This is a genomic window from Maribacter luteocoastalis, from assembly GCF_048890225.1.
GTDB lineage: Bacteria > Bacteroidota > Bacteroidia > Flavobacteriales > Flavobacteriaceae > Maribacter > Maribacter luteocoastalis.
The window spans coordinates 1-1,187 of sequence record NZ_JBMFZG010000026.1 but is presented as its reverse complement, the minus strand read 5'-3'; the positions used below and the strand labels follow the sequence as shown (position 1 = coordinate 1,187).

At 36.4% G+C, this 1,187-nt stretch carries 2 protein-coding genes; both read right to left on the bottom strand.

Translation table 11 applies throughout. The annotated features are described in order from the left end of the window. On the bottom strand, nt 1-780 hold a 780-nt coding region (locus ACOCEA_RS17935), incomplete at its 3' end, for an IS3 family transposase (protein WP_420757650.1). Next, the gene (locus tag ACOCEA_RS17930) at nt 777-1,148 is read right to left on the bottom strand and encodes a transposase (protein ID WP_166968106.1); all 372 of its coding nucleotides are present in this window, start codon (nt 1,146-1,148) and stop codon (nt 777-779) included. The genes ACOCEA_RS17930 and ACOCEA_RS17935, both read right to left, overlap by 4 nt. Nucleotides 1,149-1,187 lie beyond the last annotated feature (39 nt).

Genomic DNA, 1,187 nt, shown 5'->3' with positions numbered 1-1,187 from the left:
ATTAATTGCATTTTTTGTTGCTCTTTTAGCGTGTTGCAGGCTATCAAAGGTCTGGTCAAGATAAAATTCGTCTTTTAGAATACCATTTACCCTTTCTGCCACGGCATTTTCGTAACAATGGTTTTCTTCAGTCATACTGATATCTATCTTTTTTCTTTTCAGGATTTGAGTGTATACATTGCTACAATATTGAATACCCCTGTCTGAATGGTGGATAAGTCCTTTTGTGTTTTTAGCTTGATATATAGCTTTATTAAGAGCTCTTACGCATCCGTTTAGTTCCAAGCTATCACTTAGGTCATATCCAACAATTTTTCTGGAATACATATCTGTAATGAGCGCTAGATAACAAAATCCTTTAATGGTCCTGATATAGGTGATGTCCGAGGCCCAAACTTGATTGGGCCTTGTAACCTGAACATCTTTAATGATGTTTTTATACTTATAGAACCTGTGCAAAGAGTTTGTTGTTCTAGAGCTATATTTCTTTCTAAGTGTAAGCATTTGATGTTTTCTAAGGACGTTAAATAACGTATCCCTACCGACTTTAAGGTTGGCCTTGGTAAACTCATCATCCAATGATCTTACAAGTTTACGCACACCTTCCCTGGGCAGGGATCTGCGTCTTTTCTTTATGATCTCAATAATCTGCTGTTCTAGTTTTAAACGCCTGTCAGCTCTGTTTTTGTATTTATAATAAGCATTGCGTTTATGTCCAAAACAATTGGTTATAGTAGACAAAGAAGCAAATCCCTTAGCTTTTTGCTTGGCTTTGATCAAGGCTTTGTACTTAGCTTTTTTTTTAGTTCGGCCACAGATTTATAGCCCAGGTCTTCTGCCGCTACTTCCAGGTATGAATCCAGTACCAAGGCATCCAGATCCTTTTTTAGGAGTAGCTTTTTAAGCTGTTCAATCTCTTTTTGTAGTTCTTTAACTCGAGTTATCTCGTCTTTTGTTTCCACTTTTACCCTGGTGTTCATTAGGTCTTTACGGTTATACTTCCTGATCCATTCATTAATGGTGGTAGGAGCAATACCATAGAGTTTGCCTAATTGGTTTTTGTTTAGTTTGCCCGTTGTAATTTCGTCTAAAATTTTCAGTTTAAAAGGTTCTGAATACCGTCTGATCACTTTGTCATTTCTATACATAATGTTTAAAATTATGTAGCCTTATTTCAGGACGGGTCA